Source organism: Janthinobacterium sp. HH106, from assembly GCF_001758725.1.
GTDB lineage: Bacteria > Pseudomonadota > Gammaproteobacteria > Burkholderiales > Burkholderiaceae_D > Janthinobacterium.
The window spans coordinates 488,466-502,455 of record NZ_LRIC01000002.1; the positions used below are offsets into that span (position 1 = coordinate 488,466).

General features: G+C 62.3%; 14 protein-coding genes. 4 read left to right on the forward strand and 10 right to left on the reverse strand.

Annotated elements, in window-relative coordinates; all coding sequences use genetic code 11:
- Positions 1 to 29 precede the first annotated feature (29 nt).
- Positions 30 to 572, forward strand: coding sequence for a GNAT family N-acetyltransferase (locus JAB8_RS02710; RefSeq protein WP_070288369.1), 543 nt, complete (start codon positions 30 to 32; stop codon positions 570 to 572).
- Positions 573 to 740: 168 nt separating this feature from the next.
- Here JAB8_RS02710 and JAB8_RS30110 read toward each other — a convergent pair whose 3' ends face one another.
- From JAB8_RS30110 to JAB8_RS02740, 7 genes are all read right to left on the reverse strand, one after another.
- The gene (locus tag JAB8_RS30110; protein WP_275528094.1) at positions 741 to 872 is read right to left on the reverse strand and encodes a hypothetical protein; all 132 of its coding nucleotides are present in this window, start codon (positions 870 to 872) and stop codon (positions 741 to 743) included.
- Between the two features lie 4 nt (positions 873 to 876).
- Positions 877 to 2,040 carry an MFS transporter gene (locus JAB8_RS02715; RefSeq protein ID WP_070288370.1) on the reverse strand — a complete coding sequence of 388 codons (1,164 nt, stop codon included), beginning with the start codon at positions 2,038 to 2,040 and terminating at the stop codon, positions 877 to 879.
- Positions 2,041 to 2,130: 90 nt separating this feature from the next.
- Positions 2,131 to 2,712, reverse strand: coding sequence for a violacein biosynthesis enzyme VioE (gene vioE / locus JAB8_RS02720; protein WP_070288371.1), 582 nt, complete (start codon positions 2,710 to 2,712; stop codon positions 2,131 to 2,133).
- 9 nt (positions 2,713 to 2,721) lie between these two features.
- A complete protein-coding gene (locus JAB8_RS02725) occupies positions 2,722 to 3,840 on the reverse strand; it encodes a tryptophan hydroxylase (protein WP_070288372.1) in 1,119 nt (372 codons plus the stop codon).
- The gene (locus JAB8_RS02730; protein WP_070288373.1) at positions 3,840 to 5,129 is read right to left on the reverse strand and encodes an NAD(P)/FAD-dependent oxidoreductase; all 1,290 of its coding nucleotides are present in this window, start codon (positions 5,127 to 5,129) and stop codon (positions 3,840 to 3,842) included. Before JAB8_RS02730 ends, JAB8_RS02725 begins: the two co-directional genes overlap by 1 nt.
- A 1-nt stretch (position 5,130) precedes the next feature.
- Positions 5,131 to 8,145 (reverse strand): iminophenyl-pyruvate dimer synthase VioB, encoded by a 3,015-nt coding sequence (vioB, locus tag JAB8_RS02735; RefSeq protein ID WP_070288374.1) that lies wholly within the window; start codon positions 8,143 to 8,145, stop codon positions 5,131 to 5,133.
- Positions 8,142 to 9,449, reverse strand: a complete 1,308-nt coding sequence (locus tag JAB8_RS02740; RefSeq protein ID WP_070288375.1) for an FAD-dependent oxidoreductase — start codon at positions 9,447 to 9,449, stop codon at positions 8,142 to 8,144. The genes vioB and JAB8_RS02740 overlap by 4 nt, the downstream gene beginning before the upstream one ends.
- Between JAB8_RS02740 and JAB8_RS28795 the strand changes: the two genes are divergently transcribed.
- Together JAB8_RS28795 and JAB8_RS02745 are read left to right on the forward strand one after the other, a co-directional pair.
- Positions 9,442 to 9,696: a hypothetical protein gene (locus JAB8_RS28795; protein WP_139142914.1), complete on the forward strand. Its 255-nt coding sequence runs from the start codon at positions 9,442 to 9,444 to the stop codon at positions 9,694 to 9,696. The genes JAB8_RS02740 and JAB8_RS28795 overlap by 8 nt on opposite strands.
- Positions 9,697 to 9,994: 298 nt before the next feature.
- A complete protein-coding gene (locus tag JAB8_RS02745) occupies positions 9,995 to 11,050 on the forward strand; it encodes an FAD-binding oxidoreductase (protein WP_070288376.1) in 1,056 nt (351 codons plus the stop codon).
- Positions 11,051 to 11,053: 3 nt separating this feature from the next.
- Here JAB8_RS02745 and JAB8_RS02750 read toward each other — a convergent pair whose 3' ends face one another.
- The 3 genes from JAB8_RS02750 to JAB8_RS02760 form a co-directional block, all read right to left on the reverse strand.
- Entirely contained in the window at positions 11,054 to 11,524 is a 471-nt protein-coding gene (locus tag JAB8_RS02750; RefSeq protein ID WP_254679426.1) for a hypothetical protein, read from the reverse strand.
- A complete protein-coding gene (locus JAB8_RS02755; RefSeq protein ID WP_139142915.1) occupies positions 11,517 to 12,134 on the reverse strand; it encodes a hypothetical protein in 618 nt (205 codons plus the stop codon). The genes JAB8_RS02750 and JAB8_RS02755 overlap by 8 nt, the downstream gene beginning before the upstream one ends.
- 165 nt (positions 12,135 to 12,299) lie before the next feature.
- Positions 12,300 to 13,181, reverse strand: coding sequence for a LysR family transcriptional regulator (locus JAB8_RS02760; protein WP_070288548.1), 882 nt, complete (start codon positions 13,179 to 13,181; stop codon positions 12,300 to 12,302).
- Between the two features lie 97 nt (positions 13,182 to 13,278).
- Here JAB8_RS02760 and JAB8_RS02765 point away from each other — a divergent pair, with 97 nt between their 5' ends.
- On the forward strand, positions 13,279 to 13,863 hold the full coding sequence (locus JAB8_RS02765) for a GNAT family N-acetyltransferase (protein ID WP_070288378.1): 585 nt from the start codon (positions 13,279 to 13,281) through the stop codon (positions 13,861 to 13,863).
- Positions 13,864 to 13,990 lie beyond the last annotated feature (127 nt).

A 13,990-nucleotide genomic window follows, 5' to 3' on the forward strand; every position in this document is an offset into this window, starting at 1 on the left:
ACTAGACTCATGCCTTTCCAGGAGTCTCCATGAGCACACACACCATTCGCACCCTGCGCCCCGATGACGCCGCGCCCTTGCTGGCCTTCGAGCAAGCCAACCGGGCCTGGTTCGAGCACCATATCGACCGGCGCGCCGATGATTTTTACAGCCTCGACGGCATTCATGCCCACGTCGCGCAATTCCTGGACCAGCACGCACAGGGCCGCATGCACCCCTGCATCATCGTCGATGAACACGGACAATTGATCGGGCGCGCCAACCTCAAGGACATTGACCAACAGCAAGGCGTAGCCGAAGTCGGCTACCGCATCGGGGAATTACAGGCTGGCAAGGGCCTGGCCACGGCCGCGCTGCGCCATCTGATTGATCTGGCGCAAAACGAATGGCAGCTGGCCAGCCTGTGCGCCTACGCCATCGACGGTAATGCGGCGTCGATCCGCGTGCTGGAGCGCTGCGGTTTCGTGCAGGGAGTGGCCGTGTCCGATATCGCCATCGTGGAAGGCAAGGTTGTCGATGGCCATGCCTATGCGCTGCAGTTGCGCTCGGCTGGGGTAGACTCTGCCAGGTAATAGATAAGCAACGTTGACAGATATGAATCATGAGGACCCAAAGCGCGCAGGACGCATTGGCATCGTCGGCGCGTCGCTCGCCTACCACCGGACCAGCAAGGGCCACAAGTCACCGTGGTCGAGGCAGGCGGCATCGCGTCCGGCGTGACGGGGACCTGATTTGCCTGGCTAGCACCACAGTTGCGGCAAACGCCGGAACAGGCTGTCCACGAGCCGGAGCAGGGCGCCATCGACGCCGTTGCCGCAACCCACGCCTTGCTGGCAGCGGCCGGGACGTTCGGCGCCACGGTCCGCACGCATACCGTTAATGCGACAGCACCGAATCGCGCGACCTGTGCCCGAGGTAAGGCAGCAAGCTGATTAATCCAAGCACTGCCAGCGCGACGCCGACCCACAGTGGGGAGCGCAAGCCGTAGCCGGCGGCAATGCCGAGGCCGCCGAGCCATGAGCCGGCGCCAAGGCCGATGTTGATGACGGAGGTATGGACGGTGTTGACCAGGGGCCCGGGATGGGCGGTTTTCATCACGCGGGCGATGATGGCGGGATTCATCGACATGCCCACGAGGCCTGTGACGACCAGCAAGGCGACGCTGATGGCCTTGTCGTGCGCAAAGACCGCGAACAGTGCCAGACTGATGCTCAGGATGGCCATGCCCCAGACCATGATGGGCGTGGTGTAGCGGTCCGCATAGCGGCCGACCACGCCATTGCCCACCACGTTCGCGATGCCGTAGACGCCCAGCAGCCAGGGGATCGAAGACGCTGGAAAGCCGGTAATTTCCGTCAGGATGGCCGCAAAGTAGCTGAACGCCGCGAAAATTGCGCCGATGATGAGGCCGCTGCTGGCATACGCTGCCCACAGATGGCGGTTGCGAAACTCCCCCAGTTCCTTGCCGAGGCTGACGATTTCGGACGGCTTGGCGCGCGGCACCAGCACGGTGATCAGTGCCAGGCACAAGAGCGCCAGCAGTACCACCAGCCAGAAGCTGGCGCGCCATCCCAGGTGCTGGTCGATGAGCGTGGCGACCGGCACGCCGACCACCGAAGCGAGCATGAGGCCGCCGATCACGACGGCGGCGGCGCGTCCGCGCGCGTCGGGAGCGACGATTTCTGCGCAGATCGCCAGGGACAGTCCAAAGCAGGTGGCGGCCGCCACGCCCGTGACTACCCGCGCGATGGCCAGGATGTCATAGCTGGTGGCCGACGCGGCGACGGATTGGGCAAGGATATAAAAGCCCAGCAGCCACAGCAGTCCCTTCTTGTTCGGCACGCGCAGTTTGAGCAAGGCAATGGTGCTCAGCGGCCCGCCGATGACCATGCCCATGGCATAGAGCGAGATCAGGTAGCCGATCCGTGTCACCGGTTCGTCCATGGCCAGGGCCAGCGACGGCATCATGCCCGCCACCATGAATTCGGATGTGGTTAACGAAAAGATCGTCAACCCCAGAATGTAAACAACCAGCGGCATAGCAATATCCTTCGAGATTAATAACTAAAACACTCGCCAGGCGGGCGCGCGCCCGGGCCGCATGGGGCTCGGGCGCGCGCCACATCCTGGTCAGGTGTTGCAAGACGTAAAGACGCTATCCGGAATGTCGCCGACTAGCAGGTTGGGGAAGTCGCGTACCGAAAGGTGCTGCGGATCATTGCCGGTGACCATGCGCAGCAGGCGGTTGCCGCCGGCCTCCAGGTAAAAGACCGATGGCGGCTTGCCCGCACGCTCGACTACCCAGGCGTCCGCCTCCTGGCCCAGCACGGTGTGGCGGCCGTCGTGACGCGCGCCGCCGTCCAGCAGCACGGCTTGCGGCAGGAACAAGTCATGGAACGGCGTGACCTCGTCGGCCAGCGCCGTGCCCTGCAGCTGCTCGCCAGTTGCCTGCGCCTGCCTTGCGTAGGCCACTTTCTGCTTGCGGCTTTGTTCGCGCCTGGCATCGCCGATTTCCGACATCCACAGCAGGTGCCCATGTTCCTTTTCCGACCAGGGATTGAACAGGCCATCGATGCGGCAGATGTTGCGCGCATAGTCGAACCAGCAATAGCCGGACGTGACCTGATCGTCCTCCTGCATCGGTGTCCAGTAGGAAATATAGGCGCTGCTCCATTGCAGCGGCAGCAGCGGCGGGGCGAGGTGTGTCGGCATGGCAGCTCCCTAGCGGCCCAACGCGTAGCCGAGGCTGGCCATCAGCGCTTCCTGCAGCGACGGCAAGTCCTTGCGGCGCGCGTCGAAGCTGGCGGTCAGCTCTTCATTGCTCAGTCCGATACGTTCGCCCACGCTTTCAAACCACAGGCGGCTGCTGTTGGCGTGGTCCTTGAACAATTGCATCAGGGGCACGGCGCGGGCGTTGAAGCTGTCCAGGGCGGCCGCCGTGCCGGCTTCGGTATGGAGGATCTTGACCAGCAGCAGGGCTGCCACCACCGCCATGGTGGTGCCATGGCCGATGGAAAAATGCCCCGATTGCAGCGCATCGCCGAGCAGCACGAACTTGCCGTCGCAGGCCCGGTCGCGGCTGAGAGTCATGAAGTTGCGCCAGCCCTGGCCCGGTTGGCTCTGCAACCCGTGCTCACCGAGTTCGGCCTTGAAGGTTTGGGCGATATACGCGGCGGCGTCGCGTTCGGACAGCGCCTCCAGCCCCGCCTTGGCGTAGGTCTCTTCGCTGCATTCGACGATAAAGGTGCTCATCGTGTCCGAGTATTTATATGCATGGCCGATGAAAATCCCTTGGTCATTGCTGCGGAACACCAGGTTCATCTGGTCGAACAGCTGGGTGGTGCCGTACCAGATGTATTTGTTGCGGCCGAAATCGATGTGCGGCGCCAGCGCGGGCGGCAAGTCCAGCGATTTGTAGTTGACGCCATTCGACACCACCACCAGGTCGTACTCGGCTTCCAGCTGCGCCTTGTCCGCCGGCGGCGTTTCATAGCGGATGGCGATGCCGGCCGCCACGCACTTGGCGCGCAAGGCCTGCACCAGGGCCTGGCGTCCCACGCCGCACAGGGTCACACCGGTGCTCATCAGGTTGGGCTGGTCGTGATGCACGAGCTTGAATTCTTCCAGGAACTGCGGATTGAGCCGTTCCGGCTGCTCCAGGTAGGAGAGCGGATTGGCAGGATGGCGCGGCGGCCGGCCCGGCAGCACCACGCCCCAGCCCAGCACTTCTTCCGGGGTATTTTTTTCCGTAATGCTGATATCCCAGCCCGGTTGGGCTTGTTTCATCTGACTGGCAAAGATCAGTCCTGCGGGTCCTGCGCCGATAACGAGAATGTTCATTAATTTACCCTTCCAAGTTTGTACCAAACGTTTTGTTTCTTCTGGATTTGCTGCAGTTCATCGTAGGGAACCGATGTGAAGTACAGTTTCTCCGCCATGTCTGGCGGATAAACACGGGGGAATTTCTTGTGCATGTAGCGCGTGTAGCGCGTCTGCAGGAAGAAAATCAGATTCGGATTGCTCAGCGCTTCATAGTTGGCGATCGCCATGTCCTGCATGGCGTCGGCCTGCACCTTGCGCTGCTGCGTGAACTCGGACAGGGCGGGGCCCAGGGCATTGCCATGCTTTTCCAGCAGGGAAACGAAGACGTGGACGTCTTCCAGCGCCATGTTCATGCCTTGTCCGAGGAAGGGGGCGGTGGCATGCGCCGCATCGCCGATCAGCAGGATATTGGCCTTGTAGTGGAAGGTGCTGGAGCGGACATTGATGAGGTCGTTACTGGGCAGCGTCATGAACTGCTCCAGCATCTCCTTGCGGTGCTCCGGCGGCAGGCTGCCGAAGTAGCGGCTGAAGAAGTCGGCCATGGCTTCGCGGTTCAGCGTGCCCAGGCTCGGTGTGCCGGTGTAGGGCAGGCACAGGGCGAAGCTGATGCTGCCGTCCGGAATGGTGGCCGCGCGGCCGGCAAACAGCCCCTTGGAATCCATGCCGAAGAAGTACAGCAAATCCTTCCTGAAACCCAAGTCCGCCGCGTTCGGCAACACCAAGGTTTTGTAGCCATGGCGGAAGTAACTCTGCCTGAATTCGAAGCGGCGCACGCCGCTTTGCATGGCACGCCGTACTGCGGAGTGGGCGCCGTCTGCGCCAATGATCAGGTCGCCATCCAGCTGCTGCACGGCGCCGTCCGGGGCCTGGATCAGTACGCTCTTTCTTTCCAGGTCGACATCCAGGCATTTATGCTCAAAGTAATACTTCACCTCGTGCTTGACGGCATGCCGGTTCAGCAGGCGCTGGAAGGCCGTGCGGTCCAGCGACAGGGGAAACAGGCCTTCGAGCGGGGTCAGCTCGCGTATCCGGTGCCGGCCGCCCACGCTGAACGCCATGCCGACGATGGGTTCGCCGCACCGGTCCAGCTCCTGTTTATTGATGCCGGCTCCCAGGACGGCCTTGATACCGCGTACCGTCATGCTCACGCCGATGGCGCGCGAGTTGACCGGGTCGGCGTTTGCGGCATTCTCCAGCAGCGGATCGCCGCGTTTTTCGACAACGTGGACATCGTGTCCCCGTTGCGCCAGATAAATGGCGCTGAGGCTACCTGCCAGGCCTCCGCCGACGATAATGATTTTATGCATTTCAGGCCTCTCTTGACATCTTTCCCCGAGATAAATCGGTAAGTTGCTGATTGAAAAACTCCAACATGTCTATCGGTGCCATGCCGATGACATCGCTCTCAAGGCTGCGCGCGTACTGCGCCAGCGCCAGGCATTTCTGCGCCAGCATGTCGCAGCCCAGGCTGTAGTCGCTGCTGACCCGGCTGCCGACCGGCTCGGGCACGGGCGGTCCCGCGTGGCGGCCGGGCACGCCGGATGGCATGTTCATCAGGGCCGCCGACAGGGGACGCAACAGGCCGGTCATGATGTCGATCGAGGCGTTCATCAGGCGCGAGCGGCGCAGGCTGCCCAGCGGCTGCTGCGCGAAATGGTGCGCCATCAGCAGGAAGGTCAGTTCGTAGCACCCCTGATACAACCGCATCAGCGCGCGCGCCTTCGGGTCGGTCACCACGCTGCAGTCCGCGCGCGCTTCCAGCACGGGATTCTTCAGCGCCGGCAGGGCCGGTTCGAACGGCTTGGCGCAGGCTGAAAACTTGCCGGCGACGGCACGCAGGCGGTGGAAATGGGACGAGGCGAAATGCGGCGAATCGACAGCCACGCCTTCTCCCTGCTCGGTGACGAAGTCGATGGCGAACAGCGCGCTGTCGCGGTCGGACACCTCCAGCTGGTAGCCGGGATAGGCGCGGTTGGTCAGCTCTTTCAGGAACAGGTGGTGTTCGCCGCCGCGCTTGCCGCCGCCGTTCTCGAACAGGCCGGGCAAAGCGGCCAGGGCCTGGCGGATCGCCGTATAGAAGGTCGCGATGGATTTGCCCGGCGTGGGAATATAGTCGGGCCATTCGAAACGCACGAAGCGGGCCAGCACGTGTTCGGAAAATGGCTCGAAAGCAAATTCCGTGTCCAGGCCGAAACGCTGGCGCGCCTGCTGGCCCAGCACCGGGGTGCCGCTATAAAACGGTTCGCCAAGCGCCATCAACACGTTGTTGACTAATAAGTAGTGAATCATTTCTTCATGGGCGATTTCCAGCAGCGCGCCGCGCGTACCGCTGTTGCGGCGCCGGTCTTCGCCGCCGCAGGCCAGTTCCAGCTCGGCCGGCAGCCAGCGGCCGGCCCGCACCAGCGCCGCCCCCTGCGCGTAATTGGGAATCGAATACGCGGCATACAGGTATTGCAGCATCAGCGACAATTCCAGGTCGATGGCCTTCTTCAGCTCGTCGATCAGCTCCGCCTTGCAGCCGATGGCATGCTGTGCCGCCGGTTGCGGCAGCGCCGCCTTGGCCTTTGCCTCGACCTGGGTCAGGTATTTGAGGAACAGGCGCGACTTCGGCAGCGACAGTTCGCGGGTGCTGGGCATGTAATAGCTCTTGTCGCGGTTCTGCGGATCGCACATCTGCCACATCAGGCGCGAATACGTTTCGCACTTGCACTGGTCCGCCAGGCTGAAGACCTTGTCCGACATGAAGGGGTACACGAGCTCGTAGTAGCTCATCACATGCCGGTAGAGGAAGGCGTAGTCGACCTGTTCGGCCGGTACGTCGTCGAGGTCCCAGTCGTCGGGCAGCACGCGCACGCCGAGGTACTGTTTGTCGTTGCCGGTCCCCAGCACGATCCTGGTCGCGCCCGGCTGGCGGCCCGTCAGGGTCAGCGCCGTATAGCCATGCCCGAGCGGCGACGGCTGCTGCTCCACGGCCAGCAGCGCACCGTCCTCGGCCTGCGCTGACAGGGACGCAGGCGCCGCCAGCGCGCCGCGGAAGCGGCTTTGTACGGTGATCGTCTGCGGAAATTGCTCGTGCTTTTTCCGGTTCGGCGCTTCCAGGTACAGCTGGTTGCTGTCCGATTGCAGCACCCAGTCGGCTTCTTCCCACTGCGCCTGTGCGCTGCCCAGGCTGAGCGCACCCGAGGCGGCGGCATGTTGCAGCGGCACATCGAAGACGCCATGATGGCGCCAATAGTCGCGGTACAGCTGCTCGGGAATCCGGGCCAGCAAGGTGCCGGCGCCGTCATGCAGCAACAGCTCGCCCAGCGCCTGCTTGCCGCCCAGGGCATGCGTCGGATGCTGTTCCGAGACGGCGCCCGTGCCGCGCGTGGTGAACGGAATGGCGGTCGGCATGTTGAACGAGACGCGGTCCGCATGTACTTTTACCAGCACCGGCCCCAGGCTGCCCTGGCGCGGCTGCAGCAGGCGGCCGGCCGGATAGGTGGCCAGCTCGTCGCGCCGCCACAGGCCGATGCTGCCAGCCAGATCGTAGAAAACGGGCGAGTCGGGTTTTTGCGGCGTGGACATATTGAACAGGCAATACTGCACCGTCAGTCCCAGCACCTCGTCGTCGGCCAGGGCTTGCTGCAAGGCATGCATGCTGGCCGGCAGCGGCAGGTCCGCATTGAACAGGAAATGCGGGTCCCCCTTTGCCACGGAAAACTGGAACAGCCTGGAGCGGCCGAATTCATCATCCAGGAAATGCCCGCTGCGTTCCGTGATATGGCCGCTGCCGAGCCAGCGCACCGAATGCGCCTGCGCGATGTCGGCGGTGAACAAGGTGGGCGTGTTTGGCGTGGCCAGTTTGTCGCTCAAGGTGAACTGGCCGGCGTAGATCAGCGTGGTGTCCGGCTGGGCCGGGTTGTTGTCGATCCACCTGGCGCGGTTGAACGTCGTACGCAGATACTCGTTGTAGTGGCCCCACAGCGCCAGCTTGGCGCCCACCAGCGCGTCTTGCGTATCGACCTCGCCATCGCGCAGCTGGACGCCCGTGATCCTCGCGTTCTCCCACGAGAAATGATTGTTGCCGCAAAAGTTATAGCCCGCCGCCTGGCTGAAGATGCCGTCCGGATCGGGCTTGCCCTCCGCATTGAAACGGGGGGCAAGCTGTTTCAGGTGCGCATGGAATTCAGCCGGCGGCCGGCTCAGGTCGACAGCTTCGCCCGCCATCGATACCGCATTCGTGGCGATATCGATGTTGCCATGCGTATTGCGATTCCCGGTCGGCACATTGGCGCGGGCAAAACCCCGAAAATGCAGGCGGGGGAAGTCAAGTAGGCTCATGCGCGCTCGGTCGAGGTAGTGATGAAGGTATCGTTGGCGGCGGCGACGTCTTCCAGCTGATCTAGCCGTTGCAGCAACAGGCCGCTGGCTTGCTGGGCACTGATCAGGCTGCCTTCCATCCAGCCGCAATGCGCGGTATACGCATCCGAACAGGAAATGATGCCGTCCCGGTGCAGCAGGACGGCCGGGTGCTCGGCTTCCGGCTCCACGCAAAACTCGACGCCATGGGGCCAGAACTTGTGAAAGTGCGCCTTGATCTGTGGCAGCGGCTGACCGTCGAGCGGCAGCACTTCTTCCAGGTGGCTGCGGACACGCTCCAGGTACACGTCTTCACCGAGCTCGAGGCTGTCCCGCCAGTAGGCGGCGCTTTTGCTGTCGGTATAGAACAGCACATATTTGTCGCTCTTGAAGTAGATCTTGCGCAGGGGATTTGCCGCCATCAGCACCTTGTCGGTCAGCCCGAGCGCGTCCCACCAGGCCGTGTCGAACGTCAGGAAGCCCTTGAACAGGGGCAGCGAGTCGTACCGGAACGGACTCCAGGCGTGCGGGAAATCCAGGTTCAGGCGCGGCATGGCGGACGGCGGGATGGCCATCACCAGATGGCGTGTGCGGTGCATCTGCGTGTCGCCATGGTGGCTGAAGGCGAGCACATGGTCGGCGCCGGATTTTTCAACGGACAGCAGACGATGGTCGAGCCGGAATTCCACTCCGGCGGCCTGGGCCTGGTGCTGCAACTGGCACAGCAACGCGTGATAGCCGTCGGTCGCATAGCGCCACTGGTTGGCGGCGTTTTCCGTAAAATGCTGCGTTTCCGGGTGCTTCTTGATGATGTCGTAGGCCATGGCCGCCGACACCATCGGCAGCAGCAATGCGTCATAGCCGGTCGCCTTGATGATGTGGGTGGCCTTGGCGGCGCCCAGGTAATGGCTGACGAACGCGAGGAAGGAGTCATTCGGATGCTCTTTCAGCATCGGGCTCAGGTCATCCAGTGTTGCCTTCAGCTCTTCCAGCACGCTATCGTGGGAGATGACTTCGGTGAACGGGTAGACCGCATGCGGCAATCCGCTACCCTGCATGAGTTGCTGGAAATGCGGATGCAGCTGCGGCGAGTAGCGGGCGGCGCCCAGTTCGGCGATTTCCTCGCCATCTATTTTCCGCGACTGGATGCGGCCGCCGACGGTGGCGTTCAGGTCGAAGACCCGGATGCGCAGCTTCCTGCCGGCGGCGCCGTCGATCAGCCGATTGGCGCAAGTCAGGCCGCCTATGCCGGCGCCGATGATGCAAATATCAGAATACGTGCTCATACGAAATTCCTTTTTAACGTTCATTAAAAAAGCTGCAAAATCGTTAGCAAAAGTTTCCCCCGCCCGTGCAGGCAAGAGAGGGGGAACGCTGGGTGTTACCGCACTTGGCGAGCGTTATCGGCTGGGAAATGAAGAGCCTGGCGAGAACTGGCGTTGCGTCTGGTATGGTCGATTCTTGGCAGCAGAGTTTCTGTTTCAAATCAAAGATGGCACCGACAATAGCCCGGGTATCGGGCTGTCAGTTTGATAAATATCAATGTAGTTGTCGTCTGCAAGGCGCGCGCTGATCAAGCGCGAATGTTGCTACGCTCATCGAAAACAGGAGGCGCCATGTCCGAATTCATCGACTTATTGCAATGCTCCGCCCTGGCCGCTTCGCTGCTGGTGGCGTGGCTGGTGGGTTCGCGCACGGCTGCGCGGCGCCTTGCCGGGTTCTAGATATCGCCATCGTGGAAGGCAAGGTTGTCGATGGCCATGCCTATGCGCTGGAGTTGCGGCGCCTGTGGTAGACTCGGTCTTGTGATAAATAAGCAACGTTGTCAACTATGAATCAAAGTGCTCCAGAACGCGTCGTCGTCATCGGCGCCGGCATCGTCGGCGCGTCGCTCGCCTACCACCTGGCCAGCAAGGGCGCACAAGTCACCGTGGTCGAGGCGGGCGCCATCGCGTCCGGCGTGACGGGCACCTCGTTTGCGTGGATTAACACCTCCTGCGCGGGGATTGATCCCATCGCGGCCCTGCGCGGCGGGGCCATCGCAGCCTACCGGAAGCTGGAATCGCAGGTGCCGGGCTTGACGATGCGCTGGCACGGCGCCTTGTCGTATGGCACGCAGGATGGGCGCGTGTCGCCTGAATCCATCGTGATTGACCGCTCGCGCATCGCCCAGCTTGAACCTCAGCTGCGGCAGCCGCCGGAACAGGCCGTCCACGAGCCGGAGGAGGGTGCGCTCGACGCCGTTGCCGCCACGCACGCCTTGCTGGCGGCGGCCCAGGCGCTCGGTGCAACGGTCCGCACGCACACGCCCGTGCTGGGTTTTACCGTCCGGGACGCACAGGTGACGGGCGTGGAGACGGCCGCGGGCCTCATCGGGGCCGATATGGTCGTGCTGGCGGCGGGCACGGGCACGGCCAGCCTGGCCGCGCAGCTGGGAGTTGACTTGCCGATTCACGCCTCGCCCGCCATCTTCCTGCGCTACCAGGCGCCGCCCGGCCTCGTGCGCGGCATCATTTCCAATCATGCAATGGAAGTGCGGCAAGCCGAGGACGGGACCATGCTGGCAGCGGAAGACTATCTGGACGACGCGCCGGAAAACCAGCCCGCCGCCATCGCGCTACGCACGGCCAGCGCGATCCGGGAAGAACTGGAGGGAGCGGAGGCCATCGTGCCGGCATTCGCCTGCGTCGGCCTGCGCCCCATGCCCGCAGACGGCGTACCCGTCATCGGCTACTTGCCGCAAGTGAGCGGCGTGTACGTGTGCGCCATGCATCCGGGCGTGGTGCTGGCCGCCATCGTGGGCCAGCTGGCCAGCGGGGAGATTGTCACTGGCGAGCCAGCGCCGGCCCTGGAGGCGTGCCGGCCCGCGCGTTTTCAGGCGCGCTGATTCCTAGGGCACAGGCGCCACGAACACAGGCAGCACGAACGGCGCCGGCTCCTGCGCATCGCCTTCCTCCGACGGGGCCTGCATGAAATCCTCATTGCGCCAGTCGCCGTTGACCACGCGCTCGGCGATCAGCGCCAGATCCTGCGTTTCGCGCAGTTCGCAGCGAAACGGCAGCCGCCCATGCGAGCGCGACACCAGGCTGAAGCGCAACTGCCGGCATTGCACGTCGTGCCAGCAATAGAACAGCATATCCTCGCTAGCGAGGGCACTGCGGCGCGCCGCGATCACCTCGCCGATGAAGGCGACGATATCGGCCGCATGGATCTGCGGCGTTTCCTCGTCAGTGGGCGAAAAGCTCCACATATTGGTCCTGGCTTCGTGGTTGATGTCATCGGGATCGACAAGCACCTCATCGTCTTGCGCCATTTCCAGCCATGCATTGACTGTCTTGCCATTCATCATGTCATTATGCATCCCATGTTTCAAAAGCCGTCCATACCGACCGCCATGCGCCATGCGGAAGTTTGGCCTGCATGGAAATGGAAAGCCCGCCCGTGCCCAAACAATCACCTGGCTGCCATAGCGCATTTTCCAGACTCAGTGCCCGTGCTCGTCCCACGTCGACATTTGTCATTGCATTTATGTCATAGCCGACTTCCAATATGGGATGCAGCACTTTTCCATTGGCGGTCAAATATAAAGTATTGACATGCACCTTGGGTTTGTCGAAACGTTCGTAAAACCTTGTTGCTGCGGATTTGAAGCCCTGGTAAATGGCGATGCTGATGGTCGCAGGACCATTGCACCCCAGAAGCGAAGCAAGCGCCCAATAGTCATGATCGGCAGTGACAAGCCTGGCCAAACAGCGCTCTATCCATGCCGCTTCATCAGTTCTGAATTCCTTCCAGTATGGAGACAATGAATTCTGAAGGTAGCCGACTTCATGCAATGCCCCGACCAGGTTAATTTGCTTGTCCACGCAATCGATATCTTGCAACAAATGGGTGGTGGCGGCGGCGACTGCATATTCGCCCTTGTCCGTGGCTTTATCTGCGAGTTTTTTCAGTTTGGTGCTAATACTCATTATTTTCCTGGCGCGGGCGATGCCGCGCGCGATGTGCATTTAAGTTCAGATTGTGCCATAGCTCAGCCTGTAAACTCCCGCTCCTGGCGTGCCGGACCAGCTCTCAGGAAGGGGCGACTATCGAGTATTCACAACCTCAACAATTCCGCATCGCTATGCATGCACTCACCCCCTAGGTCCATCCGCCAACAACTCCGCCAGCCTGGTCGTCAGCCACAAACTCGTCTCGCTGAGTTTCTTTCCATGTATCGCCAGCCGCCGCACGGGCAGCCTGGATAAAGCCAGCGCAGGGCAGGGCACTTCCTGCAGATAGCCCTTGTAGTTGTCGTAATTGGCGATATTCAGCGGCAAAATCGCCCAGCCCAGCTCGTCCGCGACCATTTCCGCGATGCTGTAAAAACTGTCGGAAAACCAGACGGCGGGGCTGAACGCATGTTCGCGGTTCAGCTCGGAATCCATGATCAGCTGGCGGTAGCGGGTCAGCTCGTTGCGGCTCACTTCCTGGCCGTGCGCCATGGGATGTCCCTTGGCCACGAACACGCCTTGCGCCACGCTGCCGATGTGCTGCTGCTCCAGCACGGGAGAAATCGGGCCGCGGTCGAAGTGAAAAGCCACGTCGGCTTGCTGCTGCTCCACGTATTGCGCCACTTCCGACGCCGTGGCGTTGAGCATCACCAGTTCCAGCGCCGGGTAGCGCGCCGCCAGTTCCTTGACCAGGGTGCCGATGGCCAGATAGGGCAGGGCTTCGTCCAGGGCCAGGGTCAGCTGCGCTTCGGGCGCCTCGCTCAGCAGCTGGGCACGCAGCTGCAAGCGCTCGGCCTGGCGCAGCAGTTCGCACGCTTCCAGGTGCATGACCTTGCCCGCTTCCGTCAGTACGGCGCTGCGGCGCGAGCGGTCGAACAGTTCCACGCCGAATTCCGCTTCCAGCAAGCCGATCGAGGTACTGACCACCGATTGCGCGCGGCCCAGCCGGCGCGCCGCGCCCGAGAAAGAACCGGCCGCGACAGCCGCTTCAAAGTAACGCATTTGTTCCAAAGTCCATTGCATGGCATCCACCTATCTGTTTTACAGATGGATTTTAACTTGAATGCCATTCTGGGGCGACATAAAATGCTTTTACTAATTCAATAACACGAGATCCGCCATGAAAAACGCCCAAGTCCATACCCCCGCCATCCGCTTCAGCTGGTGTCACGATACCAGCGCCGAAGATGCGCTGTGCAAGCTCTACCTTGACAACGTCAGCGCCGACTATATCTCCCATTCCGAGCTGCAGGGCGAACGGGCCGATGCGCCCGGCAACTGGCGCGCGGACTTGCCTGAAGTGATACGCGGCGAAATCCGCGCCGCCCTGTCGCACGACTGGGCGCATGGCGATTCGACCCTGCTGGCCGTCGCCACCTTGGGTGACGCCATCGTCGGCATGGCCTTGGTGTCCATCGACACGCGCCAGCGCGCCTCGAAATCGTTCGCCGCGCTGGATGACCTGGTCTTGCTGCCTTCCGTGCGCGGCAGCGGCATCGGCAGCCAGTTGGTGGAGTGGGTGGCCGACGAGCTGCGCAGCCACGGCATCGCCCGCTTGTTCCTTGAATGCGGCGCGCACAACTTGAAAGCACAACAATTCTTCCAGGGCCGCGGTTTCAAGCAGGTGTCCGTCGTCATGCTGCGCGAACTCGACGCAACTACAGCGAGTGCCGCCGTGGATGACAAGGATGGCGACCGTGGCTGACGCCCGCCGCCCCCGACAAGGCCAGGCCCGTGGCAGCCTGGAACGTAAATATTTGCGCAGCACCAGATTCATCCAAACCGACAGTTGTTAAAAGTTACACTAAAATCCAATGAGTTGTTTATGCATC

Excerpts from the sequence above, each read along its gene's own strand:
- JAB8_RS02745 (WP_070288376.1), top strand. The coding sequence starts at position 9,995 with ATGAATCAAAGTGCTCCAGAACGCGTCGTCGTCATCGGCGCCGGCATC.
- vioE (WP_070288371.1), bottom strand. The coding sequence starts at position 2,712 with ATGCCGACACACCTCGCCCCGCCGCTGCTGCCGCTGCAATGGAGCAGC.
- JAB8_RS02725 (WP_070288372.1), bottom strand. The coding sequence starts at position 3,840 with ATGAACATTCTCGTTATCGGCGCAGGACCCGCAGGACTGATCTTTGCC.
- JAB8_RS02755 (WP_139142915.1), bottom strand. The coding sequence starts at position 12,134 with ATGAGTATTAGCACCAAACTGAAAAAACTCGCAGATAAAGCCACGGAC.
- JAB8_RS02765 (WP_070288378.1), top strand. The coding sequence starts at position 13,279 with ATGAAAAACGCCCAAGTCCATACCCCCGCCATCCGCTTCAGCTGGTGT.
- JAB8_RS02760 (WP_070288548.1), bottom strand. The coding sequence starts at position 13,181 with ATGCAATGGACTTTGGAACAAATGCGTTACTTTGAAGCGGCTGTCGCG.
- vioB (WP_070288374.1), bottom strand. The coding sequence starts at position 8,145 with ATGAGCCTACTTGACTTCCCCCGCCTGCATTTTCGGGGTTTTGCCCGC.
- JAB8_RS02715 (WP_070288370.1), bottom strand. The coding sequence starts at position 2,040 with ATGCCGCTGGTTGTTTACATTCTGGGGTTGACGATCTTTTCGTTAACC.
- JAB8_RS02710 (WP_070288369.1), top strand. The coding sequence starts at position 30 with ATGAGCACACACACCATTCGCACCCTGCGCCCCGATGACGCCGCGCCC.
- JAB8_RS02730 (WP_070288373.1), bottom strand. The coding sequence starts at position 5,129 with ATGCATAAAATCATTATCGTCGGCGGAGGCCTGGCAGGTAGCCTCAGC.
- JAB8_RS02750 (WP_254679426.1), bottom strand. The coding sequence starts at position 11,524 with ATGCATAATGACATGATGAATGGCAAGACAGTCAATGCATGGCTGGAA.
- JAB8_RS30110 (WP_275528094.1), bottom strand. The coding sequence starts at position 872 with ATGCGTGCGGACCGTGGCGCCGAACGTCCCGGCCGCTGCCAGCAAGGC.
- JAB8_RS02740 (WP_070288375.1), bottom strand. The coding sequence starts at position 9,449 with ATGAGCACGTATTCTGATATTTGCATCATCGGCGCCGGCATAGGCGGC.